This is a genomic window from Citrobacter sp. TBCS-14, from assembly GCF_005280805.1.
Taxonomy (GTDB): domain Bacteria; phylum Pseudomonadota; class Gammaproteobacteria; order Enterobacterales; family Enterobacteriaceae; genus Citrobacter; species Citrobacter gillenii.
In genome coordinates this window covers 1-320 of the sequence record NZ_SZWM01001276.1, presented here as the reverse complement: position 1 = coordinate 320, position 320 = coordinate 1, and the positions used below count along the sequence as shown (strand labels likewise).

At 54.7% G+C, this 320-nt stretch carries 1 pseudogene; it reads left to right on the top strand.

The features are described from left to right. Positions 1–320, top strand: a pseudogene (locus tag FDX22_RS27350) (oligopeptidase A); the annotation flags it as partial.

The window sequence follows — 320 nt, the reverse complement described above, 5'->3', positions numbered from 1 at the left end:
GGAACTGCGCGAAGCCTACGAACAAACGCTGCCGCTGCTGTCTGAATACAGCACCTGGGTTGGACAACATGAAGGCCTGTACAAAGCGTACCGCGACCTGCGTGATGGCGATCATTACGCCACCCTGAACACCGCACAGAAAAAAGCGGTCGATAACGCGCTGCGCGATTTTGAGCTTTCTGGTATTGGTCTGCCGAAGGAAAAACAGCAGCGCTATGGAGAAATCGCCACGCGTCTGTCTGAGCTCGGCAACTTGTACAGCAATAACGTCCTTGATGCCACGATGGGCTGGACGAAGTTAGTCACCGATGAAGCCGAGC